The organism is Nocardia arizonensis (assembly GCF_001310275.1).
Lineage (GTDB): Bacteria > Actinomycetota > Actinomycetes > Mycobacteriales > Mycobacteriaceae > Nocardia > Nocardia arizonensis.
The window spans coordinates 15,839-30,878 of record NZ_LGYZ01000061.1 but is presented as its reverse complement, the minus strand read 5'-3'; the positions used below and the strand labels follow the sequence as shown (position 1 = coordinate 30,878).

At 70.3% G+C, this 15,040-nt stretch carries 15 protein-coding genes; 5 read left to right on the top strand and 10 right to left on the bottom strand.

Going from position 1 to position 15,040, the window contains the following annotated elements; genetic code table 11:
• Positions 1-25: 25 nt before the first annotated feature.
• From APZ21_RS11505 to APZ21_RS11490, 4 genes are all read right to left on the bottom strand, one after another.
• The gene (locus APZ21_RS11505; protein ID WP_082393022.1) at positions 26-544 is read right to left on the bottom strand and encodes a GNAT family N-acetyltransferase; all 519 of its coding nucleotides are present in this window, start codon (positions 542-544) and stop codon (positions 26-28) included.
• Positions 541-1,449, bottom strand: a complete 909-nt coding sequence (locus APZ21_RS11500; protein WP_054813270.1) for a TIGR01777 family oxidoreductase — start codon at positions 1,447-1,449, stop codon at positions 541-543. Before APZ21_RS11500 ends, APZ21_RS11505 begins: the two co-directional genes overlap by 4 nt.
• Before the next feature lie 23 nt (positions 1,450-1,472).
• Positions 1,473-3,248, bottom strand: coding sequence for a 2-oxoglutarate dehydrogenase, E2 component, dihydrolipoamide succinyltransferase (gene sucB, locus APZ21_RS11495; protein WP_054813269.1), 1,776 nt, complete (start codon positions 3,246-3,248; stop codon positions 1,473-1,475).
• Between the two features lie 514 nt (positions 3,249-3,762).
• Positions 3,763-5,274 carry a leucyl aminopeptidase gene (locus APZ21_RS11490; protein ID WP_054813268.1) on the bottom strand — a complete coding sequence of 504 codons (1,512 nt, stop codon included), beginning with the start codon at positions 5,272-5,274 and terminating at the stop codon, positions 3,763-3,765.
• A 195-nt stretch (positions 5,275-5,469) separates the two neighbouring features.
• Here APZ21_RS11490 and gcvT point away from each other — a divergent pair, with 195 nt between their 5' ends.
• Together gcvT and APZ21_RS11480 are read left to right on the top strand one after the other, a co-directional pair.
• Entirely contained in the window at positions 5,470-6,570 is a 1,101-nt protein-coding gene (gene gcvT, locus APZ21_RS11485; protein WP_054813267.1) for a glycine cleavage system aminomethyltransferase GcvT, read from the top strand.
• A 79-nt stretch (positions 6,571-6,649) separates the two neighbouring features.
• On the top strand, positions 6,650-7,750 hold the full coding sequence (locus APZ21_RS11480; protein ID WP_054813266.1) for a branched-chain amino acid aminotransferase: 1,101 nt from the start codon (positions 6,650-6,652) through the stop codon (positions 7,748-7,750).
• 13 nt (positions 7,751-7,763) lie between these two features.
• Here the strand turns inward: APZ21_RS11480 and APZ21_RS11475 are convergent, their stop codons facing one another.
• The 5 genes from APZ21_RS11475 to APZ21_RS11455 form a co-directional block, all read right to left on the bottom strand.
• Complete coding sequence (locus APZ21_RS11475; protein ID WP_054813265.1) at positions 7,764-8,477, bottom strand: MBL fold metallo-hydrolase; 714 nt, start codon at positions 8,475-8,477, stop codon at positions 7,764-7,766.
• A 130-nt stretch (positions 8,478-8,607) separates the two neighbouring features.
• Complete coding sequence (locus APZ21_RS11470) at positions 8,608-9,357, bottom strand: adenosylcobinamide-GDP ribazoletransferase (protein WP_054813264.1); 750 nt, start codon at positions 9,355-9,357, stop codon at positions 8,608-8,610.
• Positions 9,358-9,541: 184 nt separating this feature from the next.
• Positions 9,542-10,615, bottom strand: coding sequence for a nicotinate-nucleotide--dimethylbenzimidazole phosphoribosyltransferase (gene cobT, locus APZ21_RS11465; RefSeq protein WP_054813263.1), 1,074 nt, complete (start codon positions 10,613-10,615; stop codon positions 9,542-9,544).
• 91 nt (positions 10,616-10,706) lie between these two features.
• Positions 10,707-11,258: a bifunctional adenosylcobinamide kinase/adenosylcobinamide-phosphate guanylyltransferase gene (gene cobU, locus APZ21_RS11460; protein WP_054813262.1), complete on the bottom strand. Its 552-nt coding sequence runs from the start codon at positions 11,256-11,258 to the stop codon at positions 10,707-10,709.
• Between the two features lie 62 nt (positions 11,259-11,320).
• Entirely contained in the window at positions 11,321-12,304 is a 984-nt protein-coding gene (locus APZ21_RS11455; RefSeq protein ID WP_054813261.1) for a helix-turn-helix domain-containing protein, read from the bottom strand.
• An 86-nt stretch (positions 12,305-12,390) separates the two neighbouring features.
• Here APZ21_RS11455 and APZ21_RS33925 point away from each other — a divergent pair, with 86 nt between their 5' ends.
• Positions 12,391-12,546: a hypothetical protein gene (locus APZ21_RS33925; protein ID WP_156370993.1), complete on the top strand. Its 156-nt coding sequence runs from the start codon at positions 12,391-12,393 to the stop codon at positions 12,544-12,546.
• Between the two features lie 48 nt (positions 12,547-12,594).
• Here APZ21_RS33925 and APZ21_RS11450 read toward each other — a convergent pair whose 3' ends face one another.
• Positions 12,595-13,266, bottom strand: coding sequence for a DUF3043 domain-containing protein (locus APZ21_RS11450; RefSeq protein WP_054813260.1), 672 nt, complete (start codon positions 13,264-13,266; stop codon positions 12,595-12,597).
• 224 nt (positions 13,267-13,490) lie between these two features.
• On the opposite strand from APZ21_RS11450, the gene APZ21_RS11445 reads away from it, so the two are divergent.
• Both APZ21_RS11445 and APZ21_RS11440 read left to right on the top strand, forming a co-directional pair.
• On the top strand, positions 13,491-13,841 hold the full coding sequence (locus tag APZ21_RS11445; protein WP_054813259.1) for a HesB/IscA family protein: 351 nt from the start codon (positions 13,491-13,493) through the stop codon (positions 13,839-13,841).
• A 229-nt stretch (positions 13,842-14,070) separates the two neighbouring features.
• Positions 14,071-15,039 (top strand): carbohydrate kinase family protein, encoded by a 969-nt coding sequence (locus APZ21_RS11440; RefSeq protein WP_054813258.1) that lies wholly within the window; start codon positions 14,071-14,073, stop codon positions 15,037-15,039.
• Position 15,040 lies beyond the last annotated feature (1 nt).

Here is a 15,040-nt window from a genome sequence, read left to right as displayed (position 1 = left end):
GTCGTGTGCGCAATGCCACAGGTCGCTAACCGTCGGGGTCGACGGGCAGGGTGAGCTGCATGAGGGTCAGATCCATCCACCGGTCGAACTTGTAGCCGACCTCGGGCAGCTGCCCGACCACCGTGAATCCGAAACGCCTGTGCAGGGCCACCGACCCGGTATTGCCCGATTCGATGGCCGCGATCATGGTGTGCACGCGGCCCGAGCGCGCGGCGCGGTCGATGAGTTCGGTGAGCAGGGCGGTGGCGAGTCCGCGGCGATGGAAGCGGTCGGCGACGTACACCGAGTTCTCCACGCAGAAGCGGTATCCGACCTTCGGCCGCCATTGACCGTAGCCTGCGTATCCCGCGACCGCACCGTCGATCTCGGCGACGACGATCGGCATACCGGCGGCGGTGCGATCGCGGAACCAGGCCATGCGGTCCTCGATGCCGACCTGTTCGACATCCCAGATGGCCGTGGAGGCGGCGATGTTCGCGTTGTGGATGTCGAGGATGGCGGGCAGATCCTCGGCGCGCGCGTCCCGGATCACGGCGCCGGTCACCGGTCGTCGCTCTCGTCGCCGAACGCCGCGGCCAGCGCCGCGCCGATGGTGGGATGGCGGAAGCGGTAGCCCGCCTTCTCCAACGCGGCGGGAATGGCGCGGGGACCGGTCAGCAGCGCTTCGTCGGCGATCTCCCCGACCAGCGCGCGCAGCGCGAATCCCGGGACCACCAGCGGGACCGGACGGTGCAGCGCCCGGCCGAGCGCGCGGGTGAACTCGGCATTGGTCACCGGGGCCGGACCCACCGAATTGACCGGACCCGACAGGGAGTCCTCGGTGAGGGCGAAGACGATCGCGCCGACCTCGTCCGCCAGGGAGATCCACGGCGAGTACTGCCGTCCGTCACCGAGGCGCCCGCCCAGACCGAGCGAGTACAGCGGACGCAGCGCTTGCAGCACCCCGCCGCTGCCCGAAAGCACCACCGCGCTGCGCATCAGCACGGTGCGGACGCCCGCCGCGGCGGCGGGTTCGGTCGCGGCCTCCCAGTCGCGGCACAGAGAGGCCAGGAAACCCGTTCCGGCGGGGGAGGATTCGTCGACGACGCGGTCACCGTTGCCGCTGCCGTAGTAGTGCACGCCGCTGGCGTTCACCAACACCGGCACCTTCGCGGCGGCGACCTCGGTGGCCAGGACGTCGGTCGCGACGATGCGGCTGTCGCGCAACTGCTGTTTGTAGCGGCCGTTCCAGCGTTGCCTGCCGATACTCGCACCGCACAGATTGACCACGGCCTCGGCATCGCGCAGGGCCCGCCCGTCCACCTCGGCGCGGGCGGGGTCCCAGACGAATTCGTCCGGCGCCGCCGCGGGGCGGCGCACCAGGCGGGCCACGTCGTGCCCGTCCCGGCGCAGAGCCGCGACGAGCGCCGTCCCGATCAGACCGGACGAACCGGCGATCACGACCTTCATACGTGACAGCAGACCTTTCGGACTTACAGGCCCAGATCGGCCTCGAACGCGGCCTCCTCGAGCCGGTGCCGGATGGTGGTCACGAAGCGACCGGCATCGGCGCCGTCGATGAGACGGTGATCGTAGGTGAGCGGCAGATAGCACATCGATCGGACGCCGATGGACTCGCCGCCGGCCTCGTCGGTCACCACCGTCGGACGCTTGACGATCGCGCCGGTCCCGAGCATGGCCGCCTGCGGCGGAAGCAGGATCGGGGTATCGAACAGTGCGCCCTGGCTGCCGATATTGGTGATGGTGAAGGTGCCGCCCGCCAGTTCGTCCGGCTTGAGTCCGCCGTTGCGGGCCCGGTTGGCGATATCGGCAATGGCGCGGGCCAATCCCGCCAGCGACAGGTCGCTGGCGTTGTGGATCACCGGGGACAGCAGACCCTGTTCGGTGTCGACGGCGATGCCGAGGTGCACGGAGGCGTGGTAGGTGATCTCCTTGCTCGCCTCGTCGTAGCTGGCGTTGACGTTGGGGTGCACGCCGAGCGCCTCGACGACCGCCTTGGCGAAGAACGGCAGGAAGGTCAGGTTGACGCCCTCGCGGTTCTTGAACCCGGCCTTGGCCTGGCCGCGCAGCGCGGCGATCTTGGTGACATCGGCCTCGTGGACCTGGGTCAGCTGCGCGGTGGTCTGCAACGACTCCCGGGTCTTGGTGGCGGTGATCTGCCGGATCCGGTTGGCCTTCTGCACGGTTCCGCGCAGGTGCGCCAGGTCGGACGCGGGCGCGGCGGCGGTCGCCTTGGCCGTACCCGTCGCCACGGCGGCGGCCGGTGTCGGCGCGGGCGCTTCGGCCGGTGCCTTGGTGGCCTCGGCGGCGGCGAGCACGTCCTGCTTGCGGATGCGTCCGCCGACGCCGGAACCGGTGAGGCTCGCGAGGTCGACGTTGTTCTCCTCGGCCAGCTTTCGGACCAGCGGGGTGACATACGGGGTCGCGCCGTTGCCGGAGGCAGCGGCGGCCGGTGCTGGTGCCTTGGGTGCTGGTGCCTTGGGAGCGGGAGCCGCGGCCGCGGGCGCCGGCGTAGCAGCCGGTGCGGGTGCCGGGGCCGGTGCGGGTGCCGGTGTCGGCGCGGGTGCTGGTGCCGGGGCCGGTGCTGGTGCCGGTGCGGGTGCCGGGGCCGGTGGGGCCGCCGGTGTGCCGCTGCCGATCACGCCGAGCTGACCGCCGACCGCGATCACGTCGTCCTCCTGCGCGGTGATCTCGAGCAGGGTGCCCGCGACGGGGGAGGGGATCTCGGTGTCGACCTTGTCGGTGGAGACCTCGAGCAGCGGCTCGTCGACGGCGACCTCGTCACCAACGGCCTTGAGCCAGCGGGTCACGGTCCCCTCGGTGACCGACTCGCCGAGCTCCGGCATCGTCACCGGAGTGCCCGAACCGTCGGACGGCGCGGCGGCCGCGGTGGCCTGCTGCCGCGCGGGTTCGGGGGCGGGCTGCGGCTGCGGTTCGGGCGCCGCCTGCGGTTCGGGTTCGGTGGCGGCGGCCTCGGGGGCGGGCGCGGCGGCGGGAGCGGGTTCCTCACCGGCTTCGCTGATGACACCGAGTTCGCCGCCGACCTCGACGACATCGTCCTCGTTGGCGACGATCTTCGACAAGACGCCCGCCGCCGGGGACGGGATTTCCGTGTCGACCTTGTCGGTGGAGACTTCGAGCAGGGGCTCGTCTACCTCGACCGTGTCTCCTTCCTGCTTCAGCCACCTGGTCACCGTTCCCTCGGTGACGCTCTCACCAAGAGCCGGCATCTGGACGGAGAAGGCCATGTCCGTTGACTCCTCTGACTGCTCGACGGGTTCTACAACAGTTGTTCTCGCGGCGGACGCGCACCGCGGGTCGCGGAGAGAGTCCTGAAGCCACCGATCATTGTGGGGCACCGGAGATCCGTGTGTGGTTCTTGTACCGCGAACCATCCTTGCACTCGTCCGCGTGGCACGTAGCACAGGGCAGCGATCTGCCTGCGAGCCGGCACCGCGCGAGCAACGGCGGTGAGCGGCCGCGCGGGCGCACGCGAGCGGACCCGCGCGGGTCTGTCGGATCGATTCGGTGGCGCTGTGACCAGGGTGGCCCCCGCGGACGCGTGGTGACCTCGGGTGATGCCCGTACCCGCGATCCGGCGGCATGGGTGCGCGCGCACGCGGGGGCGGAATGGTACGTCGAGCCCGTCGTGACAGTGACCACGGCATGACAGTGACCGATGTCACTGGCATGCCGGTTGCCGCCGACGGTGAACGGACCCGGCGCATCGTCGGCGAACGCTCCCGGTTCAGCGCGGGCGGCTCACTCGGCCGCGATGTCCTCGATCACCGCGATGAGGGTGCGCACCGGAACGCCGGTGCCGCCCTTGCCGATGTAGCCGAAGGGACCGCCGGTGTTGTACGCCGGACCCGCGACATCGAGATGGGCCCACTGCACGCCCTCGGGGACGAACTCCTCGAGGAACAGCGCCGCCGAGAGCATGCCGCCCCACCGGTGCGGCGCCACATTGGCCAGATCGGCGATCTTGGAGTTGAGATCCGCGCGCAGTTCGGCGGGAAGGGGCATGGCCCAACCGTTCTCGCCGACCTCACGGGAGATTCGCGCGACCCGGTCGCGGAAGTCGTCGGTGCCCATCACCCCTGGGGTGCGGGTGCCGAGCGCGACCATCTGCGCGCCGGTGAGGGTCGCGACATCGATGATGTACTGCGGATCGTCCTCGCTCGCGCGCACGATGGCATCAGCCAGGATCAGCCGTCCCTCGGCGTCGGTGTTGAGCACCTCGACGGTGGTGCCGCCGTACTGGGTGAGCACGTCGCCGGGCCGCTGGGCGGTGGCCGACGGCATGTTCTCGGCCATCGGCACGGTCGCGGTGACGGTGACCGGGAGACCGAGCCGGGCCGCGAGCAAGGTGGTCGCGACGACCGCGGCCGCGCCCGCCATGTCCGAGGTCATGTTCTCCATGTTCTGCGCGGGCTTGATGGAGATGCCGCCGGTGTCGAAGGTGATGCCCTTGCCGACCAGCGCGACCTTCTTCGCCCCACCCGCGTAGGTCAGACGCACCAGCCGCGGCGGCCGCGAGGACCCCTTGCCGACGCCGATCACGCCGCCGTAGCCGCCCGCCTCCAGCGCACGCTCGTCGAGTACCTCGACCTCGAGTCCGGCCGCCTCGCCCAGTACCGCGGCACGGGCGGCGAATTCGGCGGGGAACAGATGGCTCGGCGGGGTGTTCACGAAATCGCGGGCGGTGGCCACGGCCTCGGCCACCAGCTGCGCGCGCAGCAATTCGGTCTCGCCGGACTCCGGCTCGGGTACCAGCAGTTCGACGCGGGCGACCGGGCGTTCCTCCGGCTTGGGCGCCGACTTGCCGGACTTGAACGGGGTGAAGGTGTAGGCGCCGAGGTAGAAACCTTCCGCGGCGGCGCCGAGGTCGAGGCCCGACAGCGTGGTGGCGACCACCTCGGTGCCGGTGAGCGCGCGCGCCGCGACTCCGGCGGAGCGCCGGATCTGCTCGGCGTCGAGTTTCTCGTTCGGGCCGAGTCCGACCGCGAGCACGCTGGTCACCCCGGCGAGGGCGGCGGGCGCGGGCAAGCGGGTCAGTTCCTCCGCCTTGCCCTTGGCTCCGACGGCGCCGAGCCCATCAAGCAGCTCCGCGCGCATATCGGCGTCGAGGACGTCACCGAACAAGTCGTCGGGCACGACGGCCGGGCCGTTCTCCGAGGACGTCAGGCCGATGACGAGGACATCGGTATCGGGTCCGAGGGATACGGTACGTGCCAGTTCGGGTCCGAGCGAGCGATCTGCAACAGCGGTCATGGGCTCAGGCTATTCGGTCCGCTCGCGGTCCGTCGCGTTCGGATCATCGCGCGCGGCGGGTTCACGGCCGCGGTGTGACGCACGCCCTGCCCGAGCGCGGTCCGACCCTGATACCCATGTGGTTTCGCGGCCGAGTGGCCTCGGCGGGCTCGTGTGGCGCCCCGGCGGTTCGCCGCGGACGGTTAAGCTCGCCCGGTGACCGAGACGAAGCCGCGGCAGGGGCCGATCCACGATGTGCACGTCGAGTTGGGCGCGAGTTTCGCACCCTTCGGCGGGTGGGAGATGCCGGTGTCGTACGCGGGCACGGTGTCCGAGCACACCGCGGTGCGCACCACCGTCGGACTCTTCGACGTGAGCCATCTCGGCAAGGCGACGGTGGCGGGTGCGGACGCGGCGGATTTCGTGAACTCCGCGCTCACCAACGATCTCGGCAAGATCCGGCCGGGCAAGGCGCAGTACACGCTGTGCTGCGCCGCCGACGGCGGGGTGATCGATGATCTCATCGCCTATTACGTCGGCCCGGAGGAGATATTCCTCGTCCCCAACGCCGCCAATGCCGCGGCTGTGGTGGCGGCACTACGCGAGGCGGCCCCGGCCGGCGTCACGGTGACGGATCAGCACACCGACTTCGCGGTGTTCGCGGTGCAGGGTCCGAGGTCCGCGGAAGTGCTGACCTCGCTCGGACTGCCCACCGACCTCGAGTACATGGCCTACGCCGACGCCGACTGGGCGGGCGCGCCGGTACGGGTGTGCCGCACCGGCTACACCGGCGAACACGGATACGAACTGCTGCCGCGCTGGGAAGACGCCGCACCGCTGTTCCGCGCCTTGGTCGAGCGGGTGCGAACCGCGGGCGGCGAACCCGCCGGACTCGGCGCGCGCGACACACTGCGCACCGAGATGGGCTATCCGCTGCACGGTCACGAACTGTCGCGCGAGATCACCCCGGTACAGGCGCGCTGCGGCTGGGCGGTCGGCTGGAAGAAGCCGCAGTTCTGGGGCAAGGCGGCGCTGGAACAGGAGAAGTCGGCCGGGCCGCGTCGAATCCTTGTGGGGCTGAAGGCCATCGATCGCGGGGTGCCACGCCGGGGGCAGGACGTGCTGCTCGACGGTGAACCGGTTGGCACCACCACGTCGGGCACCTTCTCCCCGACACTGAAGGTCGGCATCGCCCTGGCACTGCTCGATTCCGAGGCCGATGTGCGACCGGGCGCGGAGGTCGAGGTCGACGTGCGCGGTCGCAGGCTGCGCTGCGAGGTGCTCCGGCCGCCGTTCGTCGAGTCGCATACCGCCTGAGAGCGCCCGATCGGGGTCGCCTGCCATTGCGTGACCAACGCGAGGAACATCGGAAATCGCTGCCCGATAGGATCAGCCCATGACCGTTGCCGCACAGTTCACCCGTATCTCCCATCCCGCGCCCACCCCGGCGCAGCGGGTACAGGAGATCCTGACGGCACCCGGCTTCGGACGCTTCTTCACCGATCACATGGTCTCCATCGATTACACCGAAGGCCAGGGGTGGACGAACGCCCGCATCGAGCCGTACGGTCCGCTGGCGATGGACCCGGCGACCATGGTCTTCCACTACGGTCAGGCCATTTTCGAGGGACTGAAGGCGTATCGCCAGAGCGACGGCGGCGTCTCCTGTTTCCGTATCGACGCCAACGCCGCGCGCTTCGCCCGCTCCGCGCGTCGGATGGCGATGGCCGAACTTCCCGAGGATCTGTTCATCGAATCGGTGCGGCAGTTGCTCGAGGTCGATCGCGGCTGGGTGCCCGCGGCGGGCGGTGAGGAATCGCTTTACCTGCGGCCGTTCATGTTCGCCACCGAGGCCGGACTCGGCGTGAAGCCCGCCTCCGCCTACAGGTACCTGCTGCTGGGTTCGCCCGCGGGCGCCTACTTCCCGCGCGGGGTGAAACCGGTGCGGGTGTGGTTGTCCACCGAATATGTGCGCGCGGCCCCCGGCGGCACCGGTGAGGCCAAGGTCGCGGGCAATTACGCCGCCTCGCTGCTCGCCCAGGCGCAGGCCTCGGCGCAGGGCTGCGATCAGGTGGTCTGGCTCGACGCGTGCGATCGCCGCTACGTCGAGGAGATGGGCACCAACAATCTGTTCTTCGTCTTCGGCTCCGGCTCCGAGGCCCGGTTGGTGACCCCGGAGCTGTCCGGTTCGCTGCTGCCCGGTATCACCCGGGATTCGCTGCTCACCCTGGCCGCCGATTCCGGTTACCCGGTGCAGGAACGCAAGGTCTCGGTGGAGGAATGGCGCCGCGGCGCCGAATCCGGTGAGATCACAGAGGTTTTCGCCTGCGGCACGGCCGCGGTCATCACACCGGTCGGCTGGGTCCGTTCGGAGTCGGGTGAATTCACCATCGGCGGCGGCGAACCCGGCGAGGTCACCATGGCCCTGCGCGACACACTGACCGGTATCCAGCGCGGCACCTTCGCCGATATCCACGGGTGGATGCGCGCCATGTAGTCCGCGCGGGGCGTCAGCCCGGCATGAGCGTGCGCCACTGTTCGAGTGTCTGCGGGCGCATGACGTAGTTGTTCTCCTTGACCGTGGACAGCGGCGCGCTCGGCTCGTCGGAGTACCAGTGGCCGGGGTAGACGACCGGATTGCCCTCCAGCGCGGCCAGATTGCGCAGACTGCGGAACATCGCGTCGGTGTCGCCGCCCGGGAAGTCGGTGCGGCCGCAGCCGTCGATGAACAGCGTGTCGCCCGCGACGAGTCGGTTGTCGAACAGGAAGCACTGGCTGCCGGGGGTGTGGCCGGGGGTGTGCAGCAATTCGATGTCGATGGGTCCGACGGAAATGACGTCGCCGTGTTCGTGACCGGTGAGTTCACTGCGGGCGATACCGGTGACATTGGCGACCCAGTCCAGTTCCTCGGCATTGACGTGGACCGGGACGCTGGTGGTACGGAGTAGCTCCGCGACGCCGCCGAGGGTGAAGCCCATCATGGTGCCGCCGACGTGGTCGGGATGGTGGTGGGTGGCGAGCACACCGGTGATCCGCAAGCCGTCGGCTTCGGCCACGGCGACAAGATCCGCGGCGGCGTAGGCCGGATCGACCACGACGCATTCACCCGTCTCCCGATCGCCGATCAGGTACGCGAAATTTCGCATCTGCGTCGCGATGGGGTCGCCGACGGCGTAGTCGCGGCCTGACAGCAGTTGGCGGAAATAGAGGCGCTCGGAAGACATGGACCCACCTTATGTCGTGGCTGAGACGGTTGGCATCCCGGTGCCACGAGGCACGAGCAAACGCCATATCCGTTGTGCCATTCGACAAACGGCGAGCGAGCAAAGTCATGCTGGACAGTCGCTCGAGTTGTCAGGGCTGTAGACAGAAGCCGACCGCCGTGACCGCGACGCAGATCTCCACGATCGCGCCGAGCACATCACCGCCGAGGCCACCGAAACGGTGCACGGTGTGGCGGGCGGCGACGACCGATGCCGCGAGTGCCACGGCCACCGCCACCGGACCCTGCCACGGCCGCTCCGGCACGGCGACGACCGACGCGGTCACGGCCGCGAGAGCCCACAGCGCACCGGCCACCGGCGACTGCGTGCCCGCCACCAGTGCGCCGAAACCCGTTCCCGGCGCGGCGGCGACGCCACGGCGGCAGGCGGGCACCACCGCGACTCGGCCGATCGCCGCCGCGAGCGCGATCGCCGCCCACCGCCCTTCCCCGGCCAGCGCTGCGACCGCGCTCGCCTGGATGCCGACGGCGAACACGATGGCGGCGACGCCGAACGGACCCGCGGATCCGCCTTTCATGATCTCCCTGGCCCGTTCCGGCGGCCCATAGCTGCCGAGGCCGTCCGCGGTATCCGCCAGACCGTCCAGATGCATCCCTCGGGTCGCCAGGGCGAGCACGGCGACGGTGAGTAGACCCGTCAGCGGCAGCCCCGCCCCGACCCGGTCGGCCGCCCAGGCGAATCCGGCCGCGGCGAGCCCGAGCAGCGCGCCCACCGCGGGCGCGAATGCGATGGCGCGTCCGGCGGCGGCGCGGTCGACATCGGCGGGGCCGCGCACCGGCAGCACGGTGAGCCAGGACAGCGCCAGCCGCAGTCCGGTCACCGTGTCGGCCTCTCACGCACCGGGTACATGGTGACCGCCGGCGGCGACGCCCACCGGTGCGGTGCCGTCCGGCGCGGGCGCGAGAGCGTGCGCGACCGGGACGAATCCGCCCGTGGGGCGCACGGGCGCGGCCGGACCGTCCGATCGTCTCGACCGCGGCAGGGGCGGCCGGGCGGCCCGAGGTTCACTTGGTGAGATTCGGGCGCGAGTCGGCGTCGCCCGCGGTGCTGACGCCCGCCTCGGCGAAGGTCGACATCTGCGCCAGCGCGGCCACGGCCGCACGCAGTACGGGCAGCGCGGTGAGCGCGCCCGACCCTTCGCCCAGCCGCATGCCGAGGTCGACGAGCGGTTCCAGGCGCAGGTGCGTCAGCGCGAGGGCGTGGGCGGGTTCGGTGGAGCGATGTCCGGCCAGCCACCAGGCCCGCGCGCCTTCGGCGAGATCCTCCGCGACCATGGCGGCCGCCGTCACGACGACGCCGTCGAGCAGTACGGGGGTGCGGCGCGCGGCGGCCTGGGCCAGGAATCCCGCCATCGCCGCGAAATCGGCGCCCGCGGCCACCCGCAGCAGCTCCACCGGTTCCTTGGCCACGCGGCGGGCGCGCCGCATACCGTCGCGGATCGCGGCGACCTTGCGCGCCCAGCCCGCGTCGTCGACGCCGGTGCCGCGGCCGACCGCGCGCACCGGTTCGGTGTCGGTGAGGACGGCGACCAGCACCGTGGCGGGTGTGGTGTTGCCGATGCCCATATCGCCCGCGATGAGCAGATCCGCGCCCGCGTCGATCTCCTCGTCGGCGATGGCGCGGCCCGCGACGAGCGCGGCGGCGACCTCCTCGGCGGTCAGTGCGTCCTCGCGGTCGATGGATCCGCTGCCGCGGCGCACCTTGTGCTTGCTCACCGACGGGTCGGTCTCGGCGTCGACGGCGATATCTACCACCCGCACGGTGGCCTCGGCGACCGCGGCCAGGGTGTTCACGGCGGCGCCGCCCGCGAGGAAATTGGCGACCATCTGCGCGGTGACTTCGCTCGGATAGGCCGATACGCCGTGTCGCGCGACGCCGTGGTCGCCCGCGAACACCACCACCCGCGCGCGTTCGAACTGCCGGGGCGGGCACTGCGCCTGGCAGGCGGCGACCCAGTTGCCGATCTCCTCGAGCCGTCCGAGCGATCCGGCCGGTTTGGTCAACTGAGCCTGCCGCTGCTCGGCCGCCGCGCGAAATCGCGCGTCCGGTGGCGCGACCGGTCCGAATCCGTGTGTCACTGTTCGAGCCTCTCGGTCGGGGCAGGCTTGCCCGCACGTACTTCCGCCGACCAATCTTGCCCGCCGCGCCGCCCGAGGCGAACACCCGATGTCACTTCAGACGCAGCGGCAGTCCCGCGACGACGAGATACGCCTCGTCGCACACCGCGGCCAAGCGCTGGTTCAGTGCGCCGATCTCGTCGCGGAACAGTCGACCCGAGCGGGTCGCGGGTATGACGCCCATACCGACCTCCGGGCTCACGATGACCAGCCGCGCCGGAAAGTCCGCGACCGCGGTCACCAGCCGGTCGGTGTCGGCGGCGATCGTGCCGGGCGGGGCGTCCCAGGCCGCGCGGGCGTCGATGCGGGCGGTGAGCCAGGTGCCGAGGTCGTCGACCAGGGTGGCGCCCGTCGCGGGTTCGGCCAGGATGTCCGCGAGATCGGAGTTCTCGACGGTGTGCCAGTCGGCCGGACGGCGCTCCCGGTGGGTCGCGACGCGCGCGGCGAAATCGCGGTCCTCGGCATGCGGGAGCGCGGTCGCCACGTAGCGCACCGGTGCGTATTCGGTGACCAGCGCCTCGGCGTACGCCGACTTGCCGGAACGGGCGCCGCCGAGGATCAGGGTGCGTGCCGGACGGTCGGATGCGGAGGCCACGCGCGGCAATCTATCAACCGCGCGCGGCCGTGCTCGCGGTCAGCCGCCGGGAGTTCCGTGCGGTCCCCGGCTCACGCGGGCGGATCGGTTTCGCGTGTGTCCCCGAAACGGCGGCGGTACTCGGCGGGGGCGATGCCGACGGAACGCTGGAAATGGTGGCGCAGCAGTGCGCCCGACCCGAAACCCGCCCTGTCCGCGACTTGTTCGAGTCCGAGATCGGAATCCTCCAGCAGATGCTTGGCGTAGAGCACGCGCTGATTGGTCAGCCACTTCACCGGTGTGGTCCCGGTCTCGGCGGCGAAGCGCCGGGCGAAGGTGCGCGTCGACATGGTGGCCCGCGCGGCGAGCTCCTCCACGGTGTGCCTGCGGTCGAGGTTCTCGCTCATCCACTGGAGGGTCCCGCCGAGGCTGTCGGTATCGCAATCGGCCACCGGCCGCTCGATGAACTGGCGCTGGCCGCCGTCGCGCTGGGGCGGGACCACCATGCGCCGGGCGATGGCATTGGCCGCCGCGCTGCCGAGTTCGCGCCGGACCAGGTGCAGACAGGCGTCGATCCCCGCGGCGGTGCCCGCGCTGGTGACGAGATCACCCTCGTCGACGAACAGCACGTCGGGATCGATGGTGGCCGACGGGAATCGGGCGGCGAGTTCGTCGACGTACTTCCAGTGCGTGGTGCACTTGCGACCGTCGAGCAGTCCCGCGGCGCCCGCGAGGAAGGCCCCGGAACAGACGGTGAGTATGGTCGCGCCCGCCTCGGCGGCGGCCCGCACGGCCTCGATCACCGGGCGGTTGCGCGGATGGTCCACGGCGGAGTACTGGAAGGCCGCGATGGCGACCAGATCGGCGTCGACCACGTGCTCGAGTCCGTGCTCGGGGGTGATGCCGACGCCGGGGGTGGTCGAACGCATGGGGCGGCCCGGTTCCGCGCCACAGACGCGGAAGTCGAAGGCGGGCAGGCCGTCCGCGGTGCGGTCGAGACCGAAGACCTCGCAGACGACGCCGAACTCGAACATGGCGAGCGGTTCGGACAGCGCGACCGCGACCTTGGACAACATGTGTCGAGGGTAGCTGGCCGGATTTTTGCGAACAACGGCAGAACCGCCACTTTCGGCGGTAAATTTACGAGCGAAAAATTGCTGCCATGACAATTCCGCTGTTCGGCCTGGCCATCGTCGTCGTCTTCGTAATCTTCATCGCCCGCGGCCGTGGACGCGCCGGATCCACCGATGTCACCGATCGCGACGCCGAACGCGTCCGCGCCGAACTGTCGGCCATGCGCATCGCCGACCATCGGTGACGGTAGACCGGACGCCGCGGGCGGACCCGCGGCGTCCGAGAGTACGTCTCAGACGGCGTCGCCGGGGGCCACGCGCGGCTTGGGCGCGCGCATCTTGCGGATCTGGGAGGCCCGCACGAATGCGTACCAGCCCAGTTTGAATCCGCTGTCGGTGTTGTTCGGGAAGCGTTCGCGCACCCGCTTGCTGACTATGCGACCGAGCAGCACGCCCTCGATCGCCATGAACAGCATCATCACCAGCATGGCCAGGGTCACGATGGTCTGGAGTCGCGGCGCCGCGAACATCGACAGGATAAGCACCAGCGCCATCGGCATGAACAGCCCGACCAGATTGCGCCGGGCGTCGACCACGTCGCGGACATAGGCGCGCACCGGACCCTGGTCGCGCGGCAGCAGGTATTTGTCCTCGCCCGCGAGCATGCGCGCGCGGCGATCCTGCGCGGCCAGTTTGCGCTCGGCCGAGGCCGCCCTGCGATCCTCCTTGGTGCCGCGCGTGGCCTTGCGCCGTGCCCTGGCCTCCTTGGCGGTCAGCGGCGCCGGGGCGATCGGCCCCCGGCGCTTGCCCTGCGCGTCACGACGTTTGGGGGTTGGGCGGCCCTTGCCGAGGGTCGCCGTGGTCGAACTTCGGGTGGGACTTGCGGTCAGGTCACCGTTCGCGTCCGCCGTGGTGTCGGCGGTCGCGTCGGTGCTGCTGGACTCGCCGCGACGGAACAATTTCACACCGACCAGGCTATTCGATGGCATACCGCACGGGAAATGCGGTCGGGCGGCGAATGTGTGACATGTCTCCGACCTGCCCGCCGCGATGCGGGACACGGGAGGTCTCGCCCGGCCGGCGACGCGGAAGTGGCAAGATGGGAATAGCAGCCCGCCGGACGGTGTTGCTCACCAAGGAGCCGTGCGCTGTTCACGGGTTGACCACAGCTGTCCCTTTAGGAGAGTTCATGACTGTGCAGAACGAGACGACCACCCACGGTGTGACTCTGACCGAGGCTGCCGCAAGCAAGGCCAAGGCGCTGCTGGACCAGGAAGGGCGCGACGATTTGGCGCTGCGTATCGCGGTACAGCCGGGCGGATGCGCCGGCCTGCGTTACCAACTCTTCTTCGACGACCGCACCCTCGACGGCGACCTCACCGTCGACTTCGGCGGTGTCACGCTGGCCGTCGACCGGATGAGCGCGCCGTACGTGCAGGGCGCGTCCATCGACTTCGTCGACACCATCGAGAAGCAGGGCTTCACGATCGACAACCCCAACGCCACCGGCTCCTGCGCCTGCGGCGACTCCTTCAACTGACCGGGGTCCCCTGATCCGGGCCGAGTTCAACTAATCTGGGCTGAGTTCCCGTGGTGACGTCGGTGCGCGCGGTTGGCGCACCGACCGATCTCGTGCATTCGGGTAGCTCGCAGGGAACACCGGACCATTGTCATGCTCCCCGCTGTTTCTCGGCACGAGTCGTCGCGGCGTTCCGCCGACATCGCGGGCCACGGGTGGCGGGGAGCCTACCGTTGAAGGGCTCAGCCTCGTGTCAATCGCCGTGTCCGCGTCCATCGCGACCGACCACCTCATGCGTTTCCCCGGACGGTTCGCCGATGTGCTTCTGGCCGATCAGCTCGACCATGTGTCGCTGAGTTTTCTCGTCGACGACCTCCAGATCCGCCGCGGCGGAGTGGCGGGCAACATCGCCTACGCCATGGGCATACTCGATCGCGCGCCCCTGCTCGTCGGGGCCGTCGGCGCCGATTTCGGCGAATACCGCGCCTGGCTTGAGAAGCACGGCGTCGACTGCTCCACGGTGTCGATCTCGGAGAAGGCGCATACCGCGCGCTTCGTCTGCACCACCGACGACGACATGGCCCAGATCGCCTCGTTCTACCCGGGTGCGATGAGCGAGGCCCGCGACATCTCGATCGCCGAGCTGGCCGAGTCCAACGCCCTCGACCTGGTACTGGTCGGGGCCAACGATCCCGAGGCCATGCTGCGCCACACCGGGGAATGCCGTGAACTCGGCATCCCCTTCGCCGCCGATCCGTCCCAGCAGTTGGCCCGCCTCGACGGCGACCAGGCCGTGCGGCTGATCGAAGGCGCCGCCTACCTGTTCACCAACAAGTACGAGTGGGCGCTGCTGTTGCAGAAGACCGGTCTGAGCGCGGCCGAAGTCGCCTCGAAGGTCGGCATCAGGGTCACCACCCTTGGCGCGGGCGGCGTGGAAATCGTCGACCGCGACGGCACCGAGGTGCGCGTGGGTGTGGTGCCCGAAATCGAGAAGGTCGATCCCACCGGCGTCGGCGACGCCTTCCGGGCCGGATTCCTCACCGGTCACACCGCGGGTCTGAGCCTCGAGCGGTCCGCCCAACTCGGTTCGCTCATCGCGGTGCTGGTACTCGAGACCATGGGCACCCAGGAATGGACACTCAACAAGGACGACGCGCTGGAGCGGCTGGCCAAGGCATACGGCGCCGACGCCGCGGCCGAGATCAAAACGCTGCTCTGAA